28 protein-coding genes are annotated in these 23,191 nt (G+C 72.0%); 6 read left to right on the forward strand and 22 right to left on the reverse strand.

Annotated features, from left to right (window positions below; translation table 11 throughout):
- Window positions 1-48 precede the first annotated feature (48 nt).
- A complete protein-coding gene (locus GA0070564_RS15710) occupies window positions 49-759 on the forward strand; it encodes a helix-turn-helix domain-containing protein (protein ID WP_091609668.1) in 711 nt (236 codons plus the stop codon).
- Here GA0070564_RS15710 and GA0070564_RS15715 read toward each other — a convergent pair.
- From GA0070564_RS15715 to GA0070564_RS15725, 3 genes are all read right to left on the reverse strand, one after another.
- A complete protein-coding gene (locus tag GA0070564_RS15715; RefSeq protein WP_091609386.1) occupies window positions 741-1,319 on the reverse strand; it encodes a dihydrofolate reductase family protein in 579 nt (192 codons plus the stop codon). The two genes, GA0070564_RS15710 and GA0070564_RS15715, sit on opposite strands and share 19 nt — an antisense overlap.
- Before the next feature lie 90 nt (window positions 1,320-1,409).
- A complete protein-coding gene (locus GA0070564_RS15720) occupies window positions 1,410-2,243 on the reverse strand; it encodes an MBL fold metallo-hydrolase (RefSeq protein WP_091609387.1) in 834 nt (277 codons plus the stop codon).
- Window positions 2,237-2,824, reverse strand: coding sequence for a dihydrofolate reductase family protein (locus tag GA0070564_RS15725; RefSeq protein ID WP_091609669.1), 588 nt, complete (start codon window positions 2,822-2,824; stop codon window positions 2,237-2,239). Before GA0070564_RS15725 ends, GA0070564_RS15720 begins: the two co-directional genes overlap by 7 nt.
- A 72-nt stretch (window positions 2,825-2,896) precedes the next feature.
- Between GA0070564_RS15725 and GA0070564_RS15730 the strand changes: the two genes are divergently transcribed.
- Entirely contained in the window at window positions 2,897-3,406 is a 510-nt protein-coding gene (locus GA0070564_RS15730; RefSeq protein WP_091609388.1) for a winged helix-turn-helix transcriptional regulator, read from the forward strand.
- On the opposite strand, the gene GA0070564_RS15735 is transcribed toward GA0070564_RS15730, so the two are convergent.
- From GA0070564_RS15735 to GA0070564_RS15745, 3 genes are all read right to left on the reverse strand, one after another.
- Window positions 3,388-3,969, reverse strand: coding sequence for a dihydrofolate reductase family protein (locus GA0070564_RS15735; protein ID WP_091609389.1), 582 nt, complete (start codon window positions 3,967-3,969; stop codon window positions 3,388-3,390). The two genes, GA0070564_RS15730 and GA0070564_RS15735, sit on opposite strands and share 19 nt — an antisense overlap.
- Before the next feature lie 68 nt (window positions 3,970-4,037).
- Window positions 4,038-4,877, reverse strand: a complete 840-nt coding sequence (locus GA0070564_RS15740; RefSeq protein WP_245670024.1) for an AraC family transcriptional regulator — start codon at window positions 4,875-4,877, stop codon at window positions 4,038-4,040.
- A gap of 220 nt (window positions 4,878-5,097) precedes the next feature.
- The gene (locus GA0070564_RS15745; protein ID WP_141714781.1) at window positions 5,098-5,310 is read right to left on the reverse strand and encodes a hypothetical protein; all 213 of its coding nucleotides are present in this window, start codon (window positions 5,308-5,310) and stop codon (window positions 5,098-5,100) included.
- Window positions 5,311-5,467: 157 nt separating this feature from the next.
- On the opposite strand from GA0070564_RS15745, the gene GA0070564_RS15750 reads away from it, so the two are divergent.
- Window positions 5,468-6,067 carry a DUF6907 domain-containing protein gene (locus GA0070564_RS15750; protein ID WP_091609392.1) on the forward strand — a complete coding sequence of 200 codons (600 nt, stop codon included), beginning with the start codon at window positions 5,468-5,470 and terminating at the stop codon, window positions 6,065-6,067.
- Window positions 6,064-6,426, forward strand: a complete 363-nt coding sequence (locus GA0070564_RS15755; protein WP_091609393.1) for a DUF6907 domain-containing protein — start codon at window positions 6,064-6,066, stop codon at window positions 6,424-6,426. The genes GA0070564_RS15750 and GA0070564_RS15755 overlap by 4 nt, the downstream gene beginning before the upstream one ends.
- 764 nt (window positions 6,427-7,190) lie before the next feature.
- On the opposite strand, the gene GA0070564_RS15760 is transcribed toward GA0070564_RS15755, so the two are convergent.
- The 16 genes from GA0070564_RS15760 to GA0070564_RS15825 form a co-directional block, all read right to left on the reverse strand.
- Window positions 7,191-7,622, reverse strand: coding sequence for a hypothetical protein (locus GA0070564_RS15760; protein ID WP_091609394.1), 432 nt, complete (start codon window positions 7,620-7,622; stop codon window positions 7,191-7,193).
- A gap of 13 nt (window positions 7,623-7,635) precedes the next feature.
- Entirely contained in the window at window positions 7,636-10,401 is a 2,766-nt protein-coding gene (locus GA0070564_RS15765; protein ID WP_091609395.1) for a hypothetical protein, read from the reverse strand.
- A 4-nt stretch (window positions 10,402-10,405) separates the two neighbouring features.
- Window positions 10,406-11,386, reverse strand: a complete 981-nt coding sequence (locus tag GA0070564_RS15770; RefSeq protein WP_245670026.1) for a phage tail tape measure protein — start codon at window positions 11,384-11,386, stop codon at window positions 10,406-10,408.
- Window positions 11,386-11,799 carry an HK97 gp10 family phage protein gene (locus GA0070564_RS15775; RefSeq protein ID WP_091609397.1) on the reverse strand — a complete coding sequence of 138 codons (414 nt, stop codon included), beginning with the start codon at window positions 11,797-11,799 and terminating at the stop codon, window positions 11,386-11,388. The genes GA0070564_RS15770 and GA0070564_RS15775 overlap by 1 nt, the downstream gene beginning before the upstream one ends.
- A 155-nt stretch (window positions 11,800-11,954) precedes the next feature.
- Entirely contained in the window at window positions 11,955-12,287 is a 333-nt protein-coding gene (locus tag GA0070564_RS15780) for a hypothetical protein (protein ID WP_091609398.1), read from the reverse strand.
- A 10-nt stretch (window positions 12,288-12,297) separates the two neighbouring features.
- Window positions 12,298-12,702: a hypothetical protein gene (locus GA0070564_RS15785; RefSeq protein ID WP_091609399.1), complete on the reverse strand. Its 405-nt coding sequence runs from the start codon at window positions 12,700-12,702 to the stop codon at window positions 12,298-12,300.
- A gap of 2 nt (window positions 12,703-12,704) precedes the next feature.
- A complete protein-coding gene (locus GA0070564_RS15790; RefSeq protein WP_091609400.1) occupies window positions 12,705-13,109 on the reverse strand; it encodes a hypothetical protein in 405 nt (134 codons plus the stop codon).
- 3 nt (window positions 13,110-13,112) lie between these two features.
- A complete protein-coding gene (locus GA0070564_RS15795) occupies window positions 13,113-13,694 on the reverse strand; it encodes a hypothetical protein (protein ID WP_091609401.1) in 582 nt (193 codons plus the stop codon).
- Window positions 13,695-13,706: 12 nt separating this feature from the next.
- Complete coding sequence (locus GA0070564_RS15800) at window positions 13,707-14,099, reverse strand: hypothetical protein (protein ID WP_091609402.1); 393 nt, start codon at window positions 14,097-14,099, stop codon at window positions 13,707-13,709.
- Between the two features lie 11 nt (window positions 14,100-14,110).
- Entirely contained in the window at window positions 14,111-17,197 is a 3,087-nt protein-coding gene (locus tag GA0070564_RS15805; RefSeq protein ID WP_091609403.1) for a phage portal protein, read from the reverse strand.
- 35 nt (window positions 17,198-17,232) lie between these two features.
- Window positions 17,233-18,762: a terminase large subunit gene (locus tag GA0070564_RS15810; protein WP_245670034.1), complete on the reverse strand. Its 1,530-nt coding sequence runs from the start codon at window positions 18,760-18,762 to the stop codon at window positions 17,233-17,235.
- Between the two features lie 94 nt (window positions 18,763-18,856).
- The gene (locus GA0070564_RS28885) at window positions 18,857-19,120 is read right to left on the reverse strand and encodes an HNH endonuclease (protein ID WP_141714782.1); all 264 of its coding nucleotides are present in this window, start codon (window positions 19,118-19,120) and stop codon (window positions 18,857-18,859) included.
- Between the two features lie 5 nt (window positions 19,121-19,125).
- The gene (locus GA0070564_RS15815; protein ID WP_091609404.1) at window positions 19,126-19,317 is read right to left on the reverse strand and encodes a hypothetical protein; all 192 of its coding nucleotides are present in this window, start codon (window positions 19,315-19,317) and stop codon (window positions 19,126-19,128) included.
- A 103-nt stretch (window positions 19,318-19,420) separates the two neighbouring features.
- A complete protein-coding gene (locus GA0070564_RS15820) occupies window positions 19,421-20,902 on the reverse strand; it encodes an AAA family ATPase (RefSeq protein ID WP_141714783.1) in 1,482 nt (493 codons plus the stop codon).
- Complete coding sequence (locus tag GA0070564_RS29315) at window positions 20,875-21,039, reverse strand: hypothetical protein (RefSeq protein ID WP_176730687.1); 165 nt, start codon at window positions 21,037-21,039, stop codon at window positions 20,875-20,877. Before GA0070564_RS29315 ends, GA0070564_RS15820 begins: the two co-directional genes overlap by 28 nt.
- On the reverse strand, window positions 21,036-21,242 hold the full coding sequence (locus tag GA0070564_RS15825) for a helix-turn-helix transcriptional regulator (protein ID WP_091609406.1): 207 nt from the start codon (window positions 21,240-21,242) through the stop codon (window positions 21,036-21,038). The genes GA0070564_RS29315 and GA0070564_RS15825 overlap by 4 nt, the downstream gene beginning before the upstream one ends.
- A 123-nt stretch (window positions 21,243-21,365) precedes the next feature.
- Between GA0070564_RS15825 and GA0070564_RS15830 the strand changes: the two genes are divergently transcribed.
- The gene (locus GA0070564_RS15830) at window positions 21,366-22,049 is read left to right on the forward strand and encodes a helix-turn-helix domain-containing protein (protein WP_091609407.1); all 684 of its coding nucleotides are present in this window, start codon (window positions 21,366-21,368) and stop codon (window positions 22,047-22,049) included.
- Window positions 22,036-23,148: a tyrosine-type recombinase/integrase gene (locus tag GA0070564_RS15835; protein WP_141714784.1), complete on the forward strand. Its 1,113-nt coding sequence runs from the start codon at window positions 22,036-22,038 to the stop codon at window positions 23,146-23,148. Before GA0070564_RS15830 ends, GA0070564_RS15835 begins: the two co-directional genes overlap by 14 nt.
- Window positions 23,149-23,191 lie beyond the last annotated feature (43 nt).

The raw sequence follows: 23,191 nt of genomic DNA on the forward strand, positions 1-23,191 counted from the left end.
ATCTTTTCCGGCGGCACCCGGTCGGACCCGCGGCGTATCGTCGCGCCCGTGGGGCTGGTGTTCGAGACGCGTGGGTCCGACTCGCCGTGGGTCGACGCCGGCTGGACCTGCACGAGCGAGCGGGTCACCACGATGACGTCCGTCGCCGGCGCGCGCTGGGGCCTGGTGTTCTGGCAGCAGTCCGGCCGGGCGTACGCGAGCGTCACCGGTCCCGGCACCCGGGCCGGCACGGCGCCGGTGCCGCAGGGGGCGACCTTCACCGGCGTCGACTTCGCCGTGGGCACCTCGTTGCGGGCGGTGCCGACGCCGGCGCTGGTCGACGACGGTGTCGAGCTTCCCGACACCACCCGCCGGTCGTTCCGGCTGGACGGCGCGCGCTGGACGACGCCGGGCCCCGACGACGTCGAGGCGCTGGTCGACGCGCTGGTCCGGGCCGGGACGGTGGTCCGTGACCCGCTCGTCGCCGAGGTGCTGCGCGGTCACCGGCCGGTCGTGTCGGGGCGTACCGTCGAACGCCGGTTCCGGGCCGCGACCGGGCTGACCCGGGGTGCGGTCCGGCAGATCGAGCGGGCCCGTACGGCGGCGGCGCTGCTGGCGGCCGGCGAACCGGCCGCCGATGTCGTCGCCGAGCTCGACTACTTCGACGAGCCGCACCTGGCCCGGGCCCTGCGCTGCTACGTCGGACGCACCGCCGGGCAGCTGCGCGAGGGCGCCGGCGGCGCGCTGGGTCTCGACCTGGGTCAGCGCGTGACGTCGTAGACCAGCTTGAGGATCCCGTTGGAATAGCTCTGCGACTCCCGCAGCGTCAGCATGTGCTTGTCCCGGTCGGCCCGGCCGAACAGGCTCTTGCCGGCGCCGAGCAGCACGGGGAAGACGAGCAGGTGGTAGCGGTCGATCAGGTCGGCGTCCGACAGCCGCCGGGCCAGCTCCGCGCTGCCGTGGATGAAGATCGCGCCGCCGTCGCCCGCCTTGAGCGCGGCGACGTCCTCGGTGGAGCGCAGGATCGTCGTCGGCCCCCACCCGTCGACCAGGGCGTCGTCGGCCAGCGTGCCGGACACGACGTACTTGGGCAGGTCCCGGTAGTCGGCGTGGTCCGGCGAGCCGGGCCAGACCGAGGCGAACGCCTCGTAGCTGCGGCGGCCGAACATCAGCGCGGTGGTGTCGGCGAGCTCCTCGCCCTTGATCGACCAGGCCTCCGGGACGAAGTCGAGGTCCTTGAACACCCAGCCGCCGCAGCGGTGCTCCTCCCCCGGCCCGCCGCCGGGCGAGTCCACGACGCCGTCGAGCGACATGAAACCGGTGTAGACCAGGTCACGCATGGTGCTGTCCCCTCTTCGTCCGTCGGGCTGCGGTTCGACCGTAGTCGCCGCGGGGGGCGGTCGTCTTGGACGGAAACGACAGCGGGCGTGTCAGGTTCCGGTGCCGCCGCCCGGGTTCCGCTTCGCAACGCTCTCGGCCTGCCAGGTGTGCAGGTCGGTCACCCACTCCCAGCCGGGCGGCGCCGAGGGGCCGATCCGCGGGTCGTCGGGCTCGCGGCCGTCGCGCAGGGCGAGCACGTACGCCCGGTCCCGCTCGATCCGCTCCCGCGCCTGACCGGCTCCGCCGACCGACCCGTGGCCGGGGATCAGGACGTCGACGTCGGTCGCCACCTCCTCCAGCAACGCCAGCGCGGTGAGATGGTCCTCGACCGGGTCGGGACTCTCCAGGTCGAGCATCGGGACCAGGACGTCGGAGAGCATGTCACCGGCGACGAGGACGCGGCGCTCCTCGACGAGCAGCGCCGCGTGGCCGACCGCGTGGGCGCGGTGCTCGATGATCCGGGCTGCCGGGCCGTCCCAGGGGACCCGGGTCGTTCCGATGGGCAGGGCGGCGATCTGGCCGTACCGGTCCAGTGGGACCTGCCCGGCGATCTCCGTCTCGGCCAGGTGCTCGGTGACCCTGGCCTTCAGGTCCGGGTCGGACAACTGCTCGGTGACGGCGGCCGCGCAGCGGGCCGTGCCGTAGCGGGGCGCCTCGCCGAGGCGGGCGTGCCAGAGCAGGTGGTCCCAGTCCGGGTGGGTCGAGAAGCCCGCCATGACGGTCCGGTCCGATGCGGACAGGTCGTCGGCGAGGCAGGCGAGTTCCTGGCCGGTCAGGCCGGGGTCGACGAGCAGCACGCCGGCGGGGCCCTCCAGGACGGTGGTGTTGGTCCGGAGGAACCCGCTCTGGTGGACGAGCACCCCGTCCGCGACCTGCCTCAGCACGGGATCGTCTCCCGGATCGTGTAGTGGTGCATCGTGACGCCCTGCGAGAACGACCGCTGCTCGACCAGGTCGAGGTCGATCGGCCGGTCGTAGTCGTCGAAGAGCGGCCGGCCGAAACCGAGGATCGACGGGTGGGTGAAGAGCAGCAGCTCGTCGAGGAGCCCGGCCCGGAGCAGTTGGGTGGCGATAGTCGCGCCGCCGACGCCGATCGTGCCGTCGGTCCCGGCGCGCAGGGCGGCGAGTTGGTCGATCGCGTCGTCCCCGCCGAAGATCCGGGTGTGGTGGTCGGCGCGGTCGCGGGTGCGGGAGACGAGCACCTTGGGCGCGTCGGTCCAGATGTGGCCGTACTCCCGCATGACCTGCGGCAGCGAGGCGTCCTCGCGGGCCCGCGGCCAGTACTCCTCCATCGTCTCGTAGATGACCCGGCCCTGGACCATGGCCGCGAGCCGGCGGGCCCGGGCGTTGAACTCGCGGTGCAGCTCCTCGTCGATGCGCAGCCATTCGCCGGCGCCGTCGTCCCCGGGGACCTGCTCGATCCGCAGGTCGAGGGAGACGTTCATCCAGTACAGGAAGCGGCCCATCCGGCCCCCGTTCATAGTGGTTGCGATTTGCAACTACTCTATTGAGGACGAGATGCCTGTCAAGGAGGAAGTGTGGAACCACGGTCCGGGTGTCCGATCAACGCCGCCGTCGAGGTGCTCGGGGACCGCTGGTCGCTGCTGGTGCTCCGCGACGTCATCTTCGGCGACCGCCGCCACTTCCGGGCCCTGCTCACCGGATCGATCGAGGGCATCGCGTCGAACATCCTCGCCGACCGCCTCGTGCGGCTCGTCGACGCCGGGATCCTCACCCGTGGCACCGCGGCGCGCGGGCAGCGGGCTCGCTACAGCCTCACCGAGGCCGGCATCCGGACCCTCCCGGTGATCCACGCGCTGGGCGAGTGGGGGCTGGACTGGTGTCCGGGCAGCGACGAGCTGCGGATCCGGCAGCAGATCATGCGGGACGAGGGGCCGGAGTTCGTCGAGGAACTGATGGACGAGCTTCGGGTACGCCACCTGGACGCCCCGCCGAAGGCGCAGGACGGGCCGGGGGCCTTCGAGCGGCTGGACGCGGCGTACGCCGCCGAGCGGGAACGCCGGATCGGTCAGCGGCGCACCCGGTAGCGCAGGTGGAGCACCCGGTCACCCCGGACCACCAGGTCAGGATCCGCCAACAGGTGCTGCGCGTCGACCGAGCCGAAGTAGCGCTTGCCCGACCCGAACACGACGGGTACGACGTCCATCCGTACCTCGTCGACCAGGCCGGCGGCGAGCACCTGGCCACCGACGTCGCCGGCGGCGACCTCGACCACGCGGTCGCCCGCGAGTTCCTGCGCCCTGGCCACGGCCGCCTCGACCCCGTCGACGAAGTGGAACGGCGCCCCGGCGTCCCAGCCCTCCGGCGCCGGCCGGTGCGTCACGACGACCACGTGGTCGACCCCACCCGGCGGCTTCCCGTCCCAGCCGTCCGTCAGGTCGAAGACGTGCCGGCCGACGACCGTCACCCCGATCTGGTCCCAGTACGCCCGGGTGTGGTCGTAGGACGCCTGCGACACCGTCAACGCGCCGCTGTCGTCCAGCGGGACGTCACCGCCCGACAGCCAGTCGAACAGCGGCCCGGGCTGATCCTTCTCGTCCGCGATGAAGCCGTCCACCGACACCGAGCTGTACATGACCACCGTGCCCACTCCGGCTCTCCTCTGCCCTTGGGATGCCCCCAAGCTAGCGTGGCCTGAGCTGGCGCTCTTGTAGAAAATCAATCGAGCGGCAGGGGCCAGCCGTCCAGCGTGTGGCCGGGATGTTCGCGCAGGAACCGCCGCCGGACCTCGACGTACCGGGTCGGCGTCAGCCCGGTGAACGCCCGGAACTCGTGGCCGAAGTGGGCCTGGTCGAAATAACCGGCGCCGCCGGCGAGACCGGCCCAGTCGACCGGCCCGGCGGGGTCGATCGCGAACACGGTGGCGGCGAAGCGGTACGTGCGGGCCAACCGCTTCGGCGTGACGCCGACGAGCTCCTTGAACCGCTGGGCCAGATGCGTGCCGCTGACCCCGGCCGCCAGGCTCAGGTCGCCGATCGCCACCGTCCCACCGGTCGACGCGATGACGCTGCTCGTGTGGCGGACCAGCGCCAGGCCGGCGGTCTCGCGCAGCCGTCGCATCAGCTCCTCCTCGAGCAGCGTCAGCATCTCGTGCGGTCCGTCCGCCGTGGCCAGCCGGTCCCGCAGCTCGGCGGTGGCGCCCCGCCCCCAGACCTGCTCCACCGTCACCGGCCGGTCACGCAGCTCGGCCGCGGGCATCGGCAGGAACGGCGCCAGCCCCCACGGCTTGAAGTGCACGCCGACCGAGCGGGTCGGGCGCGGGTAGCCGAACTCCACCGCGCGGGTGGGCGTGGTGACCACACAGCCGTCGGCGTACTCGGCCGTCTCGATGTCGGCGCCCGCGCGGATCCGGAACGGCGCCCCGAGGTTGACGATGAGCAGCGCCGCCGGCATGGGCGGCAGCGTCAGCCGGGCGTACGGCGGCACACCCTCCAGGTGGTAGATGTCGTCGATCAGCCCGTCCAGCGGCGGTCGCGGCACTCTGGACACGTACTCCACGCCCACAGCATCGCAGAGAGGGGCGGCCCTGGCAGGCACCCCGACGAAGGTCGGAGCGCCTGCGGCGATCACTTGGCGTTGGAATAACTAGCGATCTTCCCCGACCAGCGGAAAGGGCCGCCGTAGCGGCCCTGACCTGCGATTTTGCCTCTCACGTCGTCTCAGTGGATCTCATCCGATCCGGCCCCCATGTGCCCCGGGTGTGCCCCAGCGCTGACCGTCACTCCGGGTCGATGCCGGCAGCGCGGCAGATCTGGCGGACGCGCTCGCGGGTGAGGCCTGACGCCTTCACGATGTCGGCCTGACGCACCCTCGCGCGGGCAGCGGCCACTATCTCCGGCGCGAGCTGCTCGCGGGTCTTCTCGGCGGCGGCGCGCTGCTCCGCGTACTGCTTGCCGAGCCCGGCCAGGCGCGTCAGGTCGTAATCGCTCATGGCGTGCATCATGCCACAAGATCTTGGCCTTCCGATAGGCCAAGGTGTTGACGTACCGCCAACGCCTATGCCAAGCTGTTGGCAAGAACGAAGACGGGCCCGGCAGGAGTTGCACCTCCTGAGCCCCGGGCCCTTGATCGCCCCAGGAGGCGACCCGATGACCATCATCGCATCCGCACCCGTCCCGCCGGCCTCGCGTCTCGACGACGCCGACACCACCGATCTCCGCTCGATCCCCCGTCCCCGCCCGGCCGCCGACCTCCTGGACGACCGGTACGCCGCTGGCTACGCCGACGGCCTGCACCGGGCGTTCACCGCGTCCCGGCCGGTCATCACCGACGCCGAGCTGATCGAGCTGGCCACGCACCACAACCCGGCCGGCGTGCACGAGCTCGCCCGGGCCATTACCGCCGGCTGCCCGGCCTGGTGCACCGAGGACCACCGGGGCCAGGTGACCGAGCAGGACGGCTTCTCCATCGGCCTGGTCCACGAGCGCGTGCTGGTCGAGCTGACCGCGCAGGACCCGTCCTGGTCCGCCGAGCACGCGGCCACCGCCACCGTGTACGTGGAGGCCACCACCGAGCGCGGCGAGGTGACCACGGCCCCGCGGGTGGTGCTGACCGTCGCCGAGGACGACCAGGGGCACTGGCACGGCAGCGAGAACACCGAGGGTTGGACCGGCACCCCGGCCGAGGCCCGCCGCCTGGCCGCCGCGCTGCTGGCCGCCGCCGAGCTCGTGGACGGGAGCGCGCGATGACCGCCACCGCCGCACGTACGGCCACCTGCCCGCCCTGGTGCGTCGAGCACTACACCGCCGAGGACGGCACGCAGAACCACTCCGGCCCGTTCACCCGCGGCGTGGTCGGCGAGTCCGCCACCAGCGGCGAGCCCATGGAGGTGAACGTCTGGCCGGAGCTCCGCGTAACCCCGGACGGTCACGCCTACCCGGTCGGCATCATCGGCGAGACGCACCGGGAGCCGGACGACTTCGAGATGAGCCCGGAGCAGCTCCGCCGCCTGGCCGCCCACTGCATCGCCGTGGCTCAGATGTGCGAGCAGGTCATCGCGGAGCGGAACGCGTCCCAGCCTGATTCCGCCTTGCTGGGCCGCCAGTAGCCGCGTACCGGCATCCGAGCCTGGCCCTACCTTGCTCGGCGGCCGGTAGCGGTAGCACGCCAGAGACCCCCGAAACCCCCGGAACCCGGGTTAGGTCGGGGGCCTCTGCTCGTCTGCTACTTGCTACCTGGTGGCGTTTCCGCTGGTCGCGGGCGGCGGTCCAGGTAGCGCGGGAAGGTAGCGCGGCTGCTACCGGTAGCGCGGGCGGCGCTACTGCCGGCGGGTCGCGGTCGCGGCGAGCGGTCCCCCTCGAAGTGCCTCAGGGTGCGGTTTTCGGGCCTCGGCGGGGGTGCCGCGACCGCGCGACCAACGGGCGTTGTTGCTGGTGGGGGCCGGTCGCGGGGCTGGTCGCGGAACCGCGACCATGCTGCGCCCCGCGACCGGCCCTGATGGGCCGTTGAGCAGGGATGTCCCCGGGGACCGGGGACATGGGGCTAGGGGCTAGGGGCTAGCAGTAGCCCCCACCGGGGCTAGCAGGGCTATCCGCTATCCGGGCTTCCTCGCGCAGGTCGCGGCGGGTGCAAGTGCGCTAGCTGGCGCGCCGTCGGATAGCGCACGGCGGGGCCCGGTTGGCGGGTCGCGCTATCGCCGCTGGCGGGTTGAGTGGCGGGTTCCGTGGCGGGCTGGTTGGCGGGTTGAGTGGCGGGTTCCGTGGTCGCCAAATGGCGGGTCGGGTCGCGGTACGTACCACGTGGTACGGACGTCGCCGTACCACGTGGTACGCGCAGTGGTACGGCGGGCGCGCAGCGGCGTGGTACGTACCGTCAGCCCCCGAGGTACTCGACGTAGAAGTAGGTCGGCCGGTTGGAGCTGGCCTCGCGGTACGCGTTGCCAGTGCCGGAGCGCAGACAGGTGGCCACGAACGTCTTCGTGGCGGTCGCCGTGGCGGTGTACTCGAACTCGACCTGGAACAGGTTGCCCACGGTGCCGGAGTTGGGCAGCGGCAGGTAGTCCACGGTCCGTTCCGCACCGGTGAGGGAGTCCTCGCGCAGCCGGGGCGTCGCGACGTCACCGGCCACCGAGGTGCCGATACGGGTGATCAGCCGCACCCGGTAGGTGCGGCCCGTCACCAGCGGCGCCGACACGGTGGCGATGACCGTCTCGGCGGTGAAGGTGGCGGAGTCGGTGTCCAGGTACGTGGTGGCGATCCGCTCACCGGGGATCCGCCCCGCGTCCAGTCTCTGCCCTGCCGGCATCAGCGCTCTCCTCTCACAGCGGCACCACGGCCGGGGTCCACACGTCCACGTCGGTGCCGACCGGCCAGGCCATCGCCGGGCCGTTGACGCCGCGGGCCGCCACCGTGGCGGTCTGCGGGCTGGCGGTACCGGTGATCGCCGAGACCGTCACCTGCTCTTCGCCGACGCGCAGGTCCAGCGGGAAGTCCAGCGGGTTGGTGGTCCACAGCGCGCCCGACTCGGTGGCGGTCAGGGACAACGTCGCCGACGCCGCGGTCACGGCGGTGGCCAGGCTCGCCCCGGTGGCGCCGGCCCGCTGCGGGCCGTTGGTGATGGCCACGGTCCAGGGGTCGGCGGGGGTGGCGTTCCAGACGATGGACCAGGTGTACTGGCCGATCTGCTCGTCGTAGCCCTGGACCATGGCCCGGGCGACGCCGCCGGGCACCCAGTCGGGCAGGTTGGTCAGGGCCACCACGTCGCCGGCGTCCAGGGCCACGGCGGTGGCCCGGCGGTCGGTGTCGACCGGCCAGGCCGGGCCGGCCAGCTGCACGCCGATGCGCGGCCAGCGGGCATCGTCGACGGTGCCCAGGAGCAGCAGCCACCCGGCCACGTCGTCGAGCAGCGCGTCGCTGGCCACGTTGACGGTCTCGGAGGTGTCGTAGACGCCGACGCCGGCGGGCGGGTCGGCGATCGACAGCGGCCCACTGGTCCGCACCGCCCGCACCGACGCGCCGTCGGGCCGGGACACGGTGATGTCGTTGCGGACCGCGTCGTCGTCGTCAACGGGCTCCAGCGGCTCGGTGAGGTACCCGCCGTCGTACGGCAGGGCCAGGGCGGGCCGGTTGTAGAGGCTGGAGCGAGGCCGGTACGACAGGGCCAGGGCGCCGCGCCGCTCTTGCAAGATCCCCATGTCGGCGGCGGCGGCGTCGCGGATGACGTCCAGGGCGGTCCCCACCGGTTGCGGGCCCAGCGGGATCGTGTCGTCGGCCAGGCCGTCGATGACCAGCTCCACGCCGGCCTCCGCGGCGACCCGGGCCATCCGCCGCCCCGCCAGCTCCCCGGCGTACGCGCTGGACAGGGCGGTCAGGTCGCCGACGGTCAGCAGCTTCTGGTCGTCGACGGCCAGGTGCGACCACTGCGACCCGTCCAGGTAGGTGGAGCTGAGCACGTCGATGCGGGTCGGGTAGCCGGGCAGGCCGGTGATCGTGTACGGGGCCGACGGGTCGGTGTAGTAGGTGGGCGACCCGGCGTTGGCGAACACCGGCTTCCAGGTCGTCGACGAGCCGGACCGGACGACCTCGAAGTACATCAGCGACCACGACGTGGGCGGGGCGACGCTGTTGGTGAGCACCCGGTTGTCGACGACCACCCCGTCGATGTCGTAGCCGATCCACCGGTACACGCCGTTGCCGACCAGCCAGTCCCAGCGGGCCACCCGGCCGCCCGCGCAGTAGATGCGCAGGAACACAGTGTCCGCGCCGGTGGGCGCCGACGACAGCCGGAAGAACGTCAGCACTGACCAGACGGTCGCCGAGGGGCGGTGCACCACCGACGAACCGAGGTACCCGTCGGGGGCGGTGAAGCGGGCGGTGGTGGTGGCGCCGGCCAGCCGGTTGGAGGTGACGCCGAACTCCACCCCGGACGACCGGCCGGCCGAGACGCCGGCCGCCGCGCTGGACGGCCTGGTCGACGACGGCCCGTCCTCCAGCGGCAGGTACGCCGTGGGCTTCGCCGCCACCAGGGTCCGGTACAGCGGGGAGCGCAGCGGCGTCTTGCCCTGCGCCAGGCGGCGGGTGACGCCGGCCGCGGTGATGGGCACCCACCGGTCCGCGCCGGTCGGCGACCAGCGCACCGGCCACGACGACACCTCGCCGTAGAACCGGGCGCCCCGGTCGATCACCCTCGCCTCCGACGACAGGGTGTACACCCGGCCCTGCGCGTCGGTCAGCGTGCTGGTGCCCAGCGACATGCTGGCGAAGTTCGGCGAGGTGACCAGGGTGCCGCCGACGCGCACCTGCAAGGCGATCAGGTCGCCGACGAACGGCTGCGCGTTGACGTTGTGCTCCCAGCCCACGTTCAGCGGCGTGCTGGCCGAGTTGAACACCGACGTCACGCCAGCACCGGTGCGGGTCGCCCCGACCTGCTGCCACGGCCCGGCCATCGTCCGCGCCTGGTAGAACCGCACCGACCAGCCGCCGGCGCCGTTGTCGACGTCCAGCTCGACGTTGACGGTCAGCTCCCCGGACGCCTCGGCGACGATCGGGACGGTGGACTGCGCGAACCCGAACGTGGACCCGCCGTCGGTGTACCAGACGAACCCCAGGTAGCCGCCCGGGACCACGCCGAAGTACCAGCACCGCTGGTTGCCGGTCGGCTCGAAGCGGGCGGCCAGCATGATCCACCGGTCGCCGCCGAACCAGCCGGCGTGGTGCCGGCCCTGGAACCGCACGTCCAGGTCCCCGGCGCCGCCCAGGGCGAGGGTGCCCGGGGCGGTGACCGGCTCGACGGTGGCGGTGCCGGGCACGGCCACGGCCCGGGACGGGTCGACCTCGGCCACCCGTACCCGGATCGGGGTGTTGCGGCCCAGCTTGCCGTAGTACGGGCTGGCCGGGTTGCGCGGCGAGTACTTCCCGGCCCGGTTGTCGAGCACCATCGAGCAGGTGGACGGGTCGGCGACCTTGCCCTCGGCGGACCGGCCGCGGCGGATGCGGATCCCGTCGGCCTGCCGCACGTCGGCGGTGATGTCCGCCCACCCGGACGTCGACCCCAGGTACAGCTCCACCTTCGGCGTGAACGGCATCAGCTCACCGCCCGAGGACGAGCTGGACGTCGCCGCCGCGGTGCTTGATGCCGGAGCGAAGAATCTCGATCAGGAAGTCGGCCACCGGCGTACCGTCGGACTCCAGCCGTACGCTGCCGCCGCCACCCCGGCCAGCCGCCGACGACACCGTCTCGCCGGCCTGGAGCATCGCCAGGACGTTCTGCCCGGGCGCGCCGGGCACCCGGCCGCCGGCGTGGAAGTACGGCAGGTTCGGCACGCTGATGGAGTTGCCGCCGATCCCGGGGATCCACGACGGCACCGACCACGACAGCCGGCCCACCGTCGAGTTCCACGCCTCGGCGACGAAGTTGAACGCCGCCCGGAACGGCCCGCCGATCGCGTCGGCGATCCGGGAGAAGACGTTACCGATCCAGCCGGGGATCTTCTTGATGAACTCCCAGGTGTTCGACGCCGCCGACTTGATCCACGACCAGGACGCCCGCCAGGCCCGCTGGAACCAGTCGGTCTTCGTGGCGATCAGCACGATCACGGCGACCAGGGCGATGATCCCGACGATGATCCAGGTGATCGGCGACGCCCACATCGCCGAGTTCATCAGCCACTGCGCGGCGGCCTGGACCCGCTGCGCGCCGGCCACCGCGAGGGTGCCCAGCCGGGTCTTGCCCAGCCAGCTCACCGCGGACTTCAGCTGCGGCATCAGGAAGTTATAGAAGGCCGACCCGAGGTCACCGACGCCGGTGGCGACCAGCATGGTGCCCTCGAACAGGTTGCCCTTCATCAGCTCCGACACACCGGCGGCGGAGTCCTGCACACCGGTCATCGTGTCCCGGAAGCCCATGGCCCGGGTGTCGACGGTGTCCGCGGCCTCACCGACCCTGTCGAAGCCGCCGCCGGCCCGGTCCAGGTCGCGTTCCATGTCGCGGGCGGCGCCACCGACCCGGCCGAACGAGTCGACCAGCGGCTTGTCCTCACCGGCGAACGTCAGGGTGACCGCGTTGGCCATCAGCCGACCTCGAATCCCGCGTCACGGGCCAGCTGGGTCAGCGCCTCGCTCATGATCTCGGTGACCTGGTCGCGCTTCACGTCCAGCGCCGGGTAGACGTACCGGCCGGCCTTGATGAACGGCCGCGCGGCGGGGCGTCCCTTGCGCCGGCCCTCGCCGCCGAAGTCGAGCCACGGGGCATACGGGGCGCGGTTGCCGCCCAGGGCGACCCGGGCGGTGCGCTGCGTCGAGCGGGCCTTCAGCGACGCCTTGGCCCGGCCAGTGCGGCTGGGCATCCGCGCGGCGGCGTGGTCGACGACCACCTTCGACGCTTCGTTGAGCGCCAGCCGGAGCTGCTTGGGCAGGCCGGCGTCCATGGCCTTGAGCTGCCGCTGGAAGTCGCGCAGGCCGGTCACCTGGATCTTCGCTACCACGTCACCCTCCCGCCTTCGCCCGTTCGAGCTCCTCGGCCTGCGCCTTCAGCGCGTAGTACCTCGTCCAGTGCAGGAACTCCGCCTGCGTCATCTCGGCCCGCAGCCGGGCCACCGTCATCCCGAGCTTCTGCGCCAGGAAGAACTCGAAGTGCAGGTCATCGTCGGCCAGCAGGGCTTTTGGTGGCGTCCTTCCCAGCGCCGGGCTTCAGCCCGGACAGCTCGGCGATCGCGTCGGACACGGCGACCAGGTCACCGGCGTCCCCAGACCCCGCCCACGCCGCCACGTCCTCCTCGGACAGCTTCGGGTCGGTCATGCCGGTGGCCACGATGAACGTGTCCCGCTCGGCGGTCGACCGGCCGCTCTCCTGCGCCTGGAGCACCTCGTCGCGGGTCAGCGCCCGGATGGCCACCGTGCTGCCGTCGGGCAGGGTGGCGGTGCCCCGGCCGGTCTTGCGGGCCAGGATCTGCTCACGGGTCAGGTGTCCCATCGGTGGCCCCTTACGGCTGGGTGGAGGTGGTGATGACGTCGGAGATCTCGAACTCCGCCGACCACGTGACCATGTCGTCGACCGGGGACGTCTCCACGTACTTGGCGACGACCGCCTGGAACGAGTCCTGCGGCTTGCCGGTCCCGGTGCCCTCCGGCTTGCGCACCACCGCCACGGTGGTGCCCAGCAGCGGCTTGAGGGCGTTGCGGGGGCCGGTCAGCGCGGTGTTGTCGTAGGTGCCGCCGCAGGTGAACTTGCCGTCCAGCAGCCCACCCGCCTTGGTCTTGGCGGCCTTGCCGTAGCCGGTGGTCTCGTGCACGTCCGCGCTGCCCTCGTACGACGAGGTCTTGCAGTACGCGCTGATGTCCTTGGTCGCCACCGTGATGACGGTGTCCTTGCCGTGAACGTAGGCCATGGCTACGCGCCCTTTCCGGTGATGTCCAGGTGGAAGATGCAGGCCAGGTAGTCGGTGCCGGCGTACCGGGCGTTGTCGAACTCGGCCCACGCCACCCGCACGCTGTCGCAGCTGGTGTACGTGTGGGCCTCAAGCGTGGCCTTGACGCTCTTCGGGCCGGACCCGTCGGCGTACGCCGCGACCGCCTTGCGGGACGTGCGGGCCTCCGGCTTGCCGACGAGCACGACCAGCGGCAGGTCCGGCCACCGGTCCGACCCGCGGCCGTACGTCGAGTCGTAGTCGATGCGCTCCGGCAGGGCGATCACGGCGGCCGGCGGGGTGATCCGCTCGACACCCCACGGCGGCACCCGCAGCCCCGTCGGGGCCAGCGCGGTGGTCAGCTCGGCGACCACGTCCTCCAGGTCCACGGCTCAGCCCACCTTCCGGCGCCGGGACAGCCCGGCCAGCGAGGTGGACACGTCCGGGTCCAGGCGGGCCAGCAGCCGCAGCTCCGACCCGGCATCGGGCGAGCCGGCGATGCCGTACGGGGACTCCCGGCGGGCCGACCAGCGCGACACCTGGAGCTTGGCCGCGCCGACCACCTGCGCGGGCACCGCCGACCAGCCCCAGACCGCCACGACGACCACCGGGCCGGTCGGCGCGGTGGTGAAGCCCAGCCGCTCGTACGGCACCCCGTCGGCCGGGGCGTTGTCGGGCAGCAGCACCGCCCCCGACGAGGCCAGGGCGACACCGCCGACGGTCAGGCCGGTGGAGTCCTGCACGTCGTCGATCTCCAGCAGCCACAGCCCCGACACCTGGTCGTAGGCGGCCGGACCGCGGTAGGTGCGGGCCGCGGCCGTCGACAGCTTCCCGAACTGCCGGTTGCACCGCTTGTCGATCGCCCGGGACGCGGCCGTGCACCAGGTCGCCAGCTCCACGTCATCGAGGGTGTCCCCGACGCGCAGGTACGCCGCGGCTTGCGTCGCGGTGATGTAGTCCGGCTTCCAGGGCACGGCCGCGCTCCCTCAGGCCTTCTTGACGTCGTCGGCGAGCACGCCCGGGGCGACCGACGGCCAGACGTAGTCCACGCCCTCGATCGGGGTGCGCTCCCGGGTCGGCGGGACCTCGCGGGCCAGGCCGGGCGCCGCCTCGCCGATCTCGACGCCCTGCTGGTCGTCGGAGGTGGCCAGCTCGGCGCGGACCTCGTCGGCCTGGAGCCGCTGCCCGGTGAACGGGGAGTTGGTGACGCCGTACGTCTCCAGCTCCTGCCGCTCGCCCTCGGACAGGAACGGGCGCCGCGGCGCGGCCTCGTTCTCCAGCCGGGGCACGCCCGCCGTGGTGAGCTGGCCACGCAGCTGCTCGTTCTCGGCGCGCAGCTGGTCCCGCTCCGCGGCGATCTCGTCCTTGGTCTCGCTCATGGTTCCTCCGATCAGACCGGGTCGTAGATGAACTCGCGGGTGCCGGCGAAGTCGGTGACGCCGAACGCCTTGTAGCCCCAGATCCCGAGGTCGACCCAGGCGACCCGCCACTCCAGGTCGATCTGCTGCGGCGCGCTGGCCCAGCCGCACACCTTCTCCGGGTCGAACGCGTACGAGGACGCGGCGACGGTGCCGGACGCGGCGAGGGCCCACGCGGGCAGCCAGCGCAGCCCGTGGGCGTCGATCGCGGTGTACCGGGGCTCTACGGTGCCGTTGGCGTTCGACGGGCCGATCTGCGGGTACAGCCGGCGGCCGGCGGTGTCCTTCGCCTGCGCCATCGCCTTGTACAGGTCGATCTGCGTGAACACCGTGCGGAAGCGGTTGCCGCCCCGGATGTAGTTCAGCGGCACGATCGCCCCGGACAGCGCCTGGTCCAGCGCCGAGTCCACCGCGGCGGTGGTGATGGTGATGTCGGGCAGCGACGCGGCCACGGCGGCCAGCTGGGCGACGGCGTACGCCTCCAGGGCCTCGTAGTAGGCGCGGACCATCTGCCGCCAGATCAGCCCGGACATCTGCGGGGAACCGCCCTGGTCCCACGCCTCACGGGTGATCTCGATCTTCCCGGACACCGGGGTCGGGGTCAGCGTCTGGCTGGTGGCGGTGAACGTGCCCGGGGTGGGCTCGGTGCCGGTGGTGTGGTCGGCGACCAGGCCGGTGGCGGCCGAGAACTTCGGGATCACGAACGGGGTGACCGAGTCCAGGGTGCCCTTGTTGATGGCCTGCCAGAGCGGGTACTCGTACTCCATCTGGTCGACGTAGAGCTCGGGCCGGTTCGGCGGGTAGTTCAGCGACGTCACGTTGGACGGCGTCACCGCGAACTCCTGCCGGGGCCGGTCGGCGAACACCCGCTGGAGCCAGGCGTTGGCCCGGTCCCGGGCCGCCTTGTCGCCGCCGCCGCCCTGCCGCCAACCGTCGTGCAGGTCGGTGGAGAAGTCGTGCGTGCCCTCGCGCAGGTTGCCCGACCGGTCGAAGCGGTACGGCTCCGGCTCGGTCACGGCCGCCGGCCCGTGGTGCGGGTTGACGATCGTCGGGCCCTGCCCGCCGTTGGGGACGGTGGGCATCTGCCGGGCGGCGAACGCCTCCATCGCCGCGGTGAACGCGGCCATCGTCTCGGTCGACGGCTGGGCCGGCGTGGGCGCCGGGGTCGGGGCCGGGGCGGGGGTGGGCGCGGTGCGCAGCTGCGCCGCGAACGTCGCGCAAGCGATGCCCGGGGCGTGCCGGTGCGCGCAGTGCGGGCACGGGTCCATCTGGTGTCCTCCGTTCAGGCTCGCGGCCACCTTGGTCACGCGGGCATCGTCGAAAGCGGGCATCGGGGTGGAGCTGATCTCCCGGAGGGTCGCGCGGACGACGTCGTACACCTGGTCGTCCTCGTTGAACTCGACGTCCCCGTCCTCCGGGAAGAGGCTGAAGTCGACGCCCACCGAGAGGCCGTCGTAGAGGCCGTTCTCGGCGTCGTAGAGCAGCTGGTCGCGCTGCAGGCGGGTCGCGGACCCCTCCGGGCCGGACAGCACCGACAGCTCGGCGGTCAGCCCGTCCTTGCCGTCGGTCAGCTTCACCGCCGACCCGACCGGTGTCGCGTGGTCCTGGAGGTGCTTCACGCGGCCGACGTCGCCGTACTCCAGCGAGCCGGGCCGGAACCGGTAGGCGATGCCGTACTTGCGGGCCACCGCGTTGTACGGCAGGGCCAGGCCGGTGATCGTGCGCCGGGCGGCGTCGACCTTCGGCGCCGGCGGCGGCGCGTCGAACTCGGTGACGGAGAACGTCATGCCGGGCCGGTCGTCGAACCGGCCGTGCACCTGCCGCCCCGGCCGTGAGTTCTCCGTCGGCGGGGCGGCCGGCGCCGGGGCCGGCTCGGCCTTCGGTGCCTTGCCGGAGAACCCGGCCAGCGCCCGGATCTCGTCGCTGTCGATCGCTCCCATGCGCTTGAGCGCCTCCCAGTACTGGGCCTGCGTGACCGGATCGGACTTCAGGTAGTCGGACAGGTCGAACCGGGGCTCGTAGCCGCGGCGAGTCACGTCGCCCATCGACAGCCGGTCGGTGATGGCCTTCATGAACGGCCCGTACGTGCGGTTGACCTTCTCCTGCCGCCGGTCCACCCCGTTGAAGTACGTGCGGCTGGTGGTGGCGACGCCCAGGTCCTCCGGGTCGACGCCGATGCCGTTGGCGATCTCCAGGGACACCTGCCGCTGAAGCTCGACCAGCTGCAGGTCCACCGGGGACGGGGCGTTGACGTCGGCCCGCTTCACCGTCGACGGGATCCAGCCGACCGGCCGGACCTTGCGCATCGCCATGTACTCGGCGAGGAAGGCGTTGATCTCGTCGTCGTCCATCGGGTCGACGTCCGGGTTGTCGGCGTCGGTGAAGAACTCGCGCAGCTGCGGGTTCTCGGCGAACATCGCCGCCAGGCGGTCGAGCAGCAGCGCCCGGCGGATCGCCCGGGCGTTGGCCTTCAGCAGGCCCGGGTTCGGCGAGTCGAAGCGGATCATCAGGGCGGCCGACACCGGCTCGCCGTCGACGTACACGTACGGGCCGGACGGCTTGCCCGGCGAGGTGTAGCCGGCCGGGGTGTGCGTCGGGTCGGCCTTGCGCGCCGGCGGCTTCAGCGACACCTTCCCGACGTCGATGTGCCGGGCACTGACCGGGTACCCGTCGAAGTCCTGGCCGGTGACCTGCCACCAGGCGATGCCCTCGAAGATCAGGTCCTCGATCGTGGCGGCCATGGTGACCACGTTGGCGACGTCCGGGTTGATCTGGCGCAGCAGCGGCGACGCGACCACGTCCAGGCCCTTGTAGAGCCGCAGCGGCAGCGTGGCGATCGCGCACAGCTCGTTGCGTCCCCGCTGCACGGCGGCCACGGACAGGGCGTCAGCGCGGGAGATCCGGGCGCCCCAGCCGGTGGCCAGCATGTCGGCGATCACCTGGTCGACGGGGCGCGGCGGGGCATCGAACCCGTGCTCGGCGGGGAGGTCCAGCGCCAGCGGACGGGGCAGGGACAACATGTCGCGCACCTGCTGCCCCGCCGCCGCCCACCACCCCATACCGGAAGTGTACTGCCTGAGTCTCGATTCCGGACTCAGCCTGCGTGCGTTCTTCGGGACACCTTCCGCAGCTTCGGCAGGGTGCGGGCCAGGTGCGCCGCCCCGGCCACCGCGTACACCGCGTCGACGGGCTTGTCACCGGCCCGGGTGAAGACCCAGGCGTCGCCGCGCTTCAGCCGCTCCGCCCCGCCGACCTGCGCGTCCAACATGGCCTGCCCGGAGTGCGCCAGCGTGCCGGCGGTGACCTCCTTGCCCAGCCCCATGCACACCGCGGTTGTCTCGCCGCGGATCTCGGCCACCGTCACGCCCCGCGGCGGCCAGCCGGTCACGCCGTCCTTGCGCCGGTCCGCCAACTTCGCCGCCACCGCCGCCGCCGGCCCGGCCGGGAACCAGCCCAGCGCCTTCGGCTTCAGCCGCTCCACCCAGCCCGGCAACTCCCGCTGCAGGGCGGTGGCCGCGCCCGGCCCGGACCACTCGGCGACCGTCTCCACCCGCACCCGGTCGTCCTCGAGGACGGCCGCCACCGCCAGGGTGGCGTGCGTGCCGTCCGGGGTGAGGTCCACGCACGCCGCCAGCCGGCCGCGCGCCGCCGCCAGGTCCCCGACGTCCTTGCACCGCCGCCAGGAGTCCGGGTCGATCGCCGGGTTCAGGTTCGGCACCTGCTGGCACAGCACCTCACAGCGGAAGTCAGCCTCCGCGCCCCCGCCGAGCTTCTTCACGCGCCGGGCCTCGCCGAGCAGGTCATCCCAGTGCAGCCGGCGGCCCGCGTTCGGATTCGCCGCCGCGAGCGCAGCCTGGTCGTCAACCTCGCATTCCTCCGGCGCCGACCACTCGAACAGACCGAGCCGCGCGTCCCCGTCGCCGGTCTCGATGAAGTCGACCGCCGACTCGCGCAGCTCGTTCAGCAGCACGGCGGTGTCATCCCCCATGTTCGAGATCGCCCACGCCTGACCGTACGGGCGCGCGTTCATCGCGTTGTACGCCGCGTTCCACACCACCCGGGTCTGGTGCTCGCGCAGCTCGTCCACGATCAGCCGGTCGATCCGCAGCGACCGGCCAGCGCGCCGGTTCGCCGCCGCGATCTTGTACCGGGTGCCGTGCGAGGTGAGCAGCCGAACGTCGTTGTTGCCCTCCTTCACCGCCGACGGCCGGTTGCCCTCCGGCAGCTGGGCGGCCAGCTCGTCGACGTCCTGAGCGATCTCCACCGCGCTGGCCCACGCCTCCCGCGCGTACTCCAGCATCGTGCTGACCCCGAGCACCATCGACCACTTCTCGACGAACAGCCAGAACAGCGCCAGCACCGTCAGCAGGTGCGTCTTGCCGTTCTGCCGAGCCACCAGCACCAGCAGCTTGCGGAACCGCGGCCGACCGTCGGGCAGCAGCTCTCCGGCGTGGATGACCAGCCACTCCTGCCACGGGTCCAGCGGCATCCCCAGCACGTCCCGGGCGAAGTCGACGACCGCGAAGCCGTAGCTGGTGGCCGGCGTCAGCTCGCGCAAGGGCGGCGTCCACAGCCGCGGCTCAGCGCAGCCCAGCATCGGCGGGGCGTCGGCGACAACGGTCACGATCGGCTCCTATCCGGTCCCGGAGAGAGAGAAAAAGGACAGGGCGGGGGTGTCCGCCAGGTGCCCGGCCGGGAAAAACCGGCGCCGTTGGTGCTCACCATCGCGTGATCGCCTCGTTCGGTGGGTCGTCGTTCTTCGTGGGGTCGCCGACTGCGAGGTTGCACGCCTCGCACGCTGCGACGATGTAGCGCGGGTCGTCGCCCGTGACCCCGCGTCCATGCGTGTGGTGGGCATGGTTGGCCTGTGTGGTGCACACTCCCGGCAGCCGTAGCTGGCAGGTGTACCCGTCGCGGGCCAGCACCAGCGCGCGGACCTTGCGCCACGCCCTAGTGCTGCCCTTGGCCCATGACTCGCTCACGTGGGTCAGCCCTCACGTGCCTGCACTTGGCGAGTGATGGCAACGGCTGCGCGTGCCTTGGCCACGGCGTACGCCTCGATGGCCGCGAAGATCGGGTGGTCCTGCCGGACGCCACGCAGCAGCAGCAGAGCGCCCAGTTCCCTGCGCTCGCGGGCCAGGATGGCGAATTCGACCTGGGTTTCGTCGATGGGGATCACTTTTGCCCTCTCAAGTCTCTGACCTGCGGTTTCCTTCTTTGTCCCACGTGTCCCGTGGTACTCCCATGGGCCAACGTGGTCGTCCCGACCAGTCCCACCACCCTTAGGGGTGGGACTGTGGGACAACGGCCGGGACGTGTCCCACGGGACCGTTCTCGGGTGGCTTGGAGATCCGGTAGCGCGGCCAGCGCCCGCTGGTGTCGATCTCGACGATGTGCTCGCGCTCCAGTTCCCGCACGTTGCGGTAGAAGGTGGTCTTCGGCGCGACGACGTCCACGAGGTTGCTCGCGGTGACCCAACTGTCCGCGTGGTGCTCCCACCAGGTGATGCCCATCTTCAGGGCGGCGTGGGAGACGGCGGACGCCTTCGGACTGAGGCCGTCGTCGAGCATCAGGACCACCGACTCGCCTGTGGGGACCACCCGGAGGTTGATGTCGTCCCACTCGGCGGCGTCCTTGTTCTTGGTGCACTCCAGCCGGATCTGGTCTTCGTCCTTGGTGACCTTGATGATCGTGGAGAGCGCACCATCGAGCACCGTCGCGCCCCGGCCGGTCTCACCGTTGCGGCCAATGTGGTGGACGATCAGCACGCAGGCGGCGCACGCCGCACGCAGCCTCTCAGCCTGGTGGACGAACTCGCCCATCTCGGTGTTGCTGTTCTCCTCCACGCCGACGGTGACCCGGCTCTGCGTGTCGATCACGATCAGCGCGTACTGGTTCTCCCGAGCCAGTTGAACGAATGCGTCCCACTGGGCCCCGTTGGTCGACTGGACGGCGATGGGCAGGAAGTCGACCCCCGTCATGGGGTGGCCCATCGACTGCTCCCACGCCCGTACGCGCTTCTTGACGCCCCGGACGCCCTCGGCGACCAGGTACAGCACCCGGCCCTGCTGGACGCGGTACGTCTGCCACGGCTCGCCGGTGGCGATGCACCCGGCCATGTCCAGCGCGCTGAACGACTTGCCGCAGCCCGGCTTGCCGACCATCCAGACGAGGGTGTCCCGGAAGACGATGTCCTCGCCGATCAGGGGCTCCGGGTCGGGGATGTCGTCGAGGCCGGCGGAGTCGACCAGTGCGCCCTTGAGCACGTCGAGCGGGGTGGGCTGCTCGGCGACTTCCTCCCCCGTCGCCTGACCATCGATCCACCCGGCCGGTGAGCAGAACTCGCACGTCGGCCCATGGCAGGGCGTGGACGGAGTGCACTCGGTCTGCCGGGGTGCCTGTCGGGGCGACAGGAGGCCCTTGTTCAAGCCTGACGCGATGGTGGGGTCGATCTCCCGCCGGTCCAGCCCTGCGGAGAGCGCGGCTGCGGTGAGGGTCATGCGGACGGTTTCCTCGGCCAGTTCCCCGCCGCCTACGAGCTGACCGAGGCTGAACGCTGCGCGGTTGAGGGCGTCGTTGCGGGTTCCGGGCGCGGCAAACCGTACTTCGTCGGCCTCCCTGGTGAGCGCCGCCTGGGCGTAGCCCCGCCCGGAGCCGTTGACGGCCATGATCGGCGGCAGGGGCTTGTATTCGGCCACGCCGCGGGCGGCCTTGGCCTTGGCCAGGAAGGAATCGGTCACCGGGCACCCCGCCGACGTCGCCACTTGCAGCGCCCGTCCCGGTGCTGGAGCGTGAACGGGTCGCGGCAGCCGCACGGCATCGGCGGGAGGCGGCGGGCGGCCTCGGTGCGGCGCCGGGCGGCAGCCACGGGGTCGAAGCGGGGCTTGTCCTGCTCGCTCATGCCGCCGCCCCCGCCTGCTGGTCCAGCCACTTCTCGACGTCTTCCCACCGGTAGCGGACGTGCCGGCCAACCTTCGACCAGCGCGGCCCGGTCTTGACGTAGCGCCACTGCGTGAGGGTCTTCTCCGGCACGCCAAGGAACGTGGCGATCTCGGGAGGGGTAGCGAGCGCTCGGCGTACCGCAGCGGTGCCGCTCGTTGCCATGGTTGCTCCAAATCCGAACGGACGCGACCTGAGATCGCGCAACTGCCGGAAGGATAAGCACAAGTCCTGTTGCCTCGCAACCAATCGTGCTAGGTTCGCTCTGATTCCGAACAAGGAGAGAACGTGAGTGATCGACCGCGACGCCCCAGCGAAGTGCTCGCCGAGCAGGTGAAGGTGTGGCGTGACCAGCGGAAACTGTCCGCTCAGGGTCTGGCCGACCGCATCAAGGAGCTGGGCGGTTCGCTGAGCCGGGTGGCTATCTCGAAGATCGAGAACGGCGACCGCGGCGTCAGCCTGGACGAGTGGTTGCAGCTGGCCCACGCCCTGGCGGTGCCGCCGCCGCTGCTCTTCATCGACCTCAAGACGGGTGCCGACATCGCGATCGCGCCGAACGTCGCGCTCCACCCCTGGCTGGTCTGGCGGTGGGCCACTGGGCAGGAACCCCCGCTCCTACGGGGCGCGCTCGGTTCCGGGGTAGTGACCAGGGTTGAGGAGTACGAGCGAGCCCGGACCGCCGTGCACCTCTACAAGCACGAGCAGAACGCTTCGGAGGCCGTGCACCAAGCCCTCACCGCGCTGCGGTCAGCCGAGTACACCGGCGACAGCGCAGTCATCGCCGGCGCCCGTTCGGCGCACGTCAAGGCGCTGGGCGAGCTGGCCACCGCGCTGGACGACATGGTGGCGATGGACGTGCAGCCGCCAGGGAAGCCGCGCGCGTGGGTCGAGATCATGCGGGAGCTTGGGCTGTCGAAGTACCCGGACCGGCTCGTGATCTGGGAACCGAAGGGTGCCGATGGCGAGCGTTGAGAAGCGCGACGACGGGCGCCCGCGGCCGTGGTTGGTCCGCTGGCGGGACGAGGCCGGCGCCCAGCGGAAGAAGTCGTTCACGCGGAAGGTCGACGCCGACCGGTTCCGCGCCGAGGTCGAGCACAGTCTCAACGTCGGGACGTACGTCGACCCGGCCGCCGGCCGCAAGACGTTCCGCGAGTACGCCGAGGCGTGGCGGCTGGCGCAGCCCCACCGCCCCAACACCGCGGCCCGCACGCTGTCCCAGCTCGGGAAGCACGTCTACCCGGTGCTGGGCTCCCGGCCCATGGCGGCGATCCGGCCCAGCGAGCTACAGGCGTTCGTGACCGGGTTGTCGGCGGCCCTCGCCCCCGGCTCGGTCCGCACGGTCTACGCGACAGTCCGGGCTATCTTCAAGACGGCGGTGCACGACCGGGTGATCGGACGCGACCCGGCCGCCGGCGTGAAGATGCCGGAGCGGTCGCGCGAGCAGATCGTGCCGCTGACCGTCGCCCAGGTCGACCAGCTGGTCGCCGCGATGCCCGCCCGGTACCGCGCCCTGGTCGTCGTCGCCGCGGCGACCGGGCTGCGCCAGGGTGAGCTGTTCGGCCTACACGTCGAGGACATCGACTTCCTACGGAAGACGGTCACGGTCGAGCGCCAGGTACAGCCGGCGGCCGGCGGCGGGGTGCTGGTCGGTCCGCTCAAGAACCGGGCCAGCTACCGGACGCTGCCGGTCGGGAAAGTGGTCACCGACGCGCTGGCCGCGCACCTCAAGGCGTACCCGGCGCCCGAGCGCACCTCGTACGTCTTCACCACGCCGGCCGGCGTCGCGCTCACCCGCAACGCCTTCAACGCGTCAGTCTGGCGCCCGGCGGTTGAGGCCGCCGGCCTGCCCGGTGTGGGGATGCACGACCTGCGGCACTTCTTCGCCTCGGCGTTGATCCGGGCCGGGCTGAATGCCAAGGTCGTGGCCACGCGGCTCGGCCACGCCAACGCCGCCATGACGCTGAATACGTACAGTCACCTCTGGCCTGATGACGAGGACCGGACCCGGCAGGCGATTGACGACCTGCTCGGACCCGATGTGCCCCAGGTGCGCCCCAACAAGGAGGCGTGATCTACGTTGCCGCAGCTAAACCCCGTGATGATCTCTGGCGGGC

Origin of the sequence: Micromonospora mirobrigensis, assembly GCF_900091555.1 — a bacterium.
GTDB classification, from domain to species: Bacteria; Actinomycetota; Actinomycetes; order Mycobacteriales; family Micromonosporaceae; genus Micromonospora; species Micromonospora mirobrigensis.

Coding starts and splice junctions, on each gene's coding strand:
- GA0070564_RS15745 (WP_141714781.1), bottom strand. CDS start 5,310: ATGAGCGATTACGACCTGACGCGCCTGGCCGGGCTCGGCAAGCAGTAC.
- GA0070564_RS15725 (WP_091609669.1), bottom strand. CDS start 2,824: ATGGGCCGCTTCCTGTACTGGATGAACGTCTCCCTCGACCTGCGGATC.
- GA0070564_RS15780 (WP_091609398.1), bottom strand. CDS start 12,287: ATGGGACACCTGACCCGTGAGCAGATCCTGGCCCGCAAGACCGGCCGG.
- GA0070564_RS15715 (WP_091609386.1), bottom strand. CDS start 1,319: ATGCGTGACCTGGTCTACACCGGTTTCATGTCGCTCGACGGCGTCGTG.
- GA0070564_RS15785 (WP_091609399.1), bottom strand. CDS start 12,702: ATGGCCTACGTTCACGGCAAGGACACCGTCATCACGGTGGCGACCAAG.
- GA0070564_RS15760 (WP_091609394.1), bottom strand. CDS start 7,622: ATGCCGGCAGGGCAGAGACTGGACGCGGGGCGGATCCCCGGTGAGCGG.
- GA0070564_RS15755 (WP_091609393.1), top strand. CDS start 6,064: ATGACCGCCACCGCCGCACGTACGGCCACCTGCCCGCCCTGGTGCGTC.
- GA0070564_RS15750 (WP_091609392.1), top strand. CDS start 5,468: ATGACCATCATCGCATCCGCACCCGTCCCGCCGGCCTCGCGTCTCGAC.
- GA0070564_RS15805 (WP_091609403.1), bottom strand. CDS start 17,197: ATGGGGTGGTGGGCGGCGGCGGGGCAGCAGGTGCGCGACATGTTGTCC.
- GA0070564_RS15825 (WP_091609406.1), bottom strand. CDS start 21,242: ATGGCAACGAGCGGCACCGCTGCGGTACGCCGAGCGCTCGCTACCCCT.
- GA0070564_RS15835 (WP_141714784.1), top strand. CDS start 22,036: ATGGCGAGCGTTGAGAAGCGCGACGACGGGCGCCCGCGGCCGTGGTTG.
- GA0070564_RS29315 (WP_176730687.1), bottom strand. CDS start 21,039: ATGAGCGAGCAGGACAAGCCCCGCTTCGACCCCGTGGCTGCCGCCCGG.
- GA0070564_RS15765 (WP_091609395.1), bottom strand. CDS start 10,401: ATGCCGTTCACGCCGAAGGTGGAGCTGTACCTGGGGTCGACGTCCGGG.
- GA0070564_RS15800 (WP_091609402.1), bottom strand. CDS start 14,099: ATGAGCGAGACCAAGGACGAGATCGCCGCGGAGCGGGACCAGCTGCGC.
- GA0070564_RS15770 (WP_245670026.1), bottom strand. CDS start 11,386: ATGGCCAACGCGGTCACCCTGACGTTCGCCGGTGAGGACAAGCCGCTG.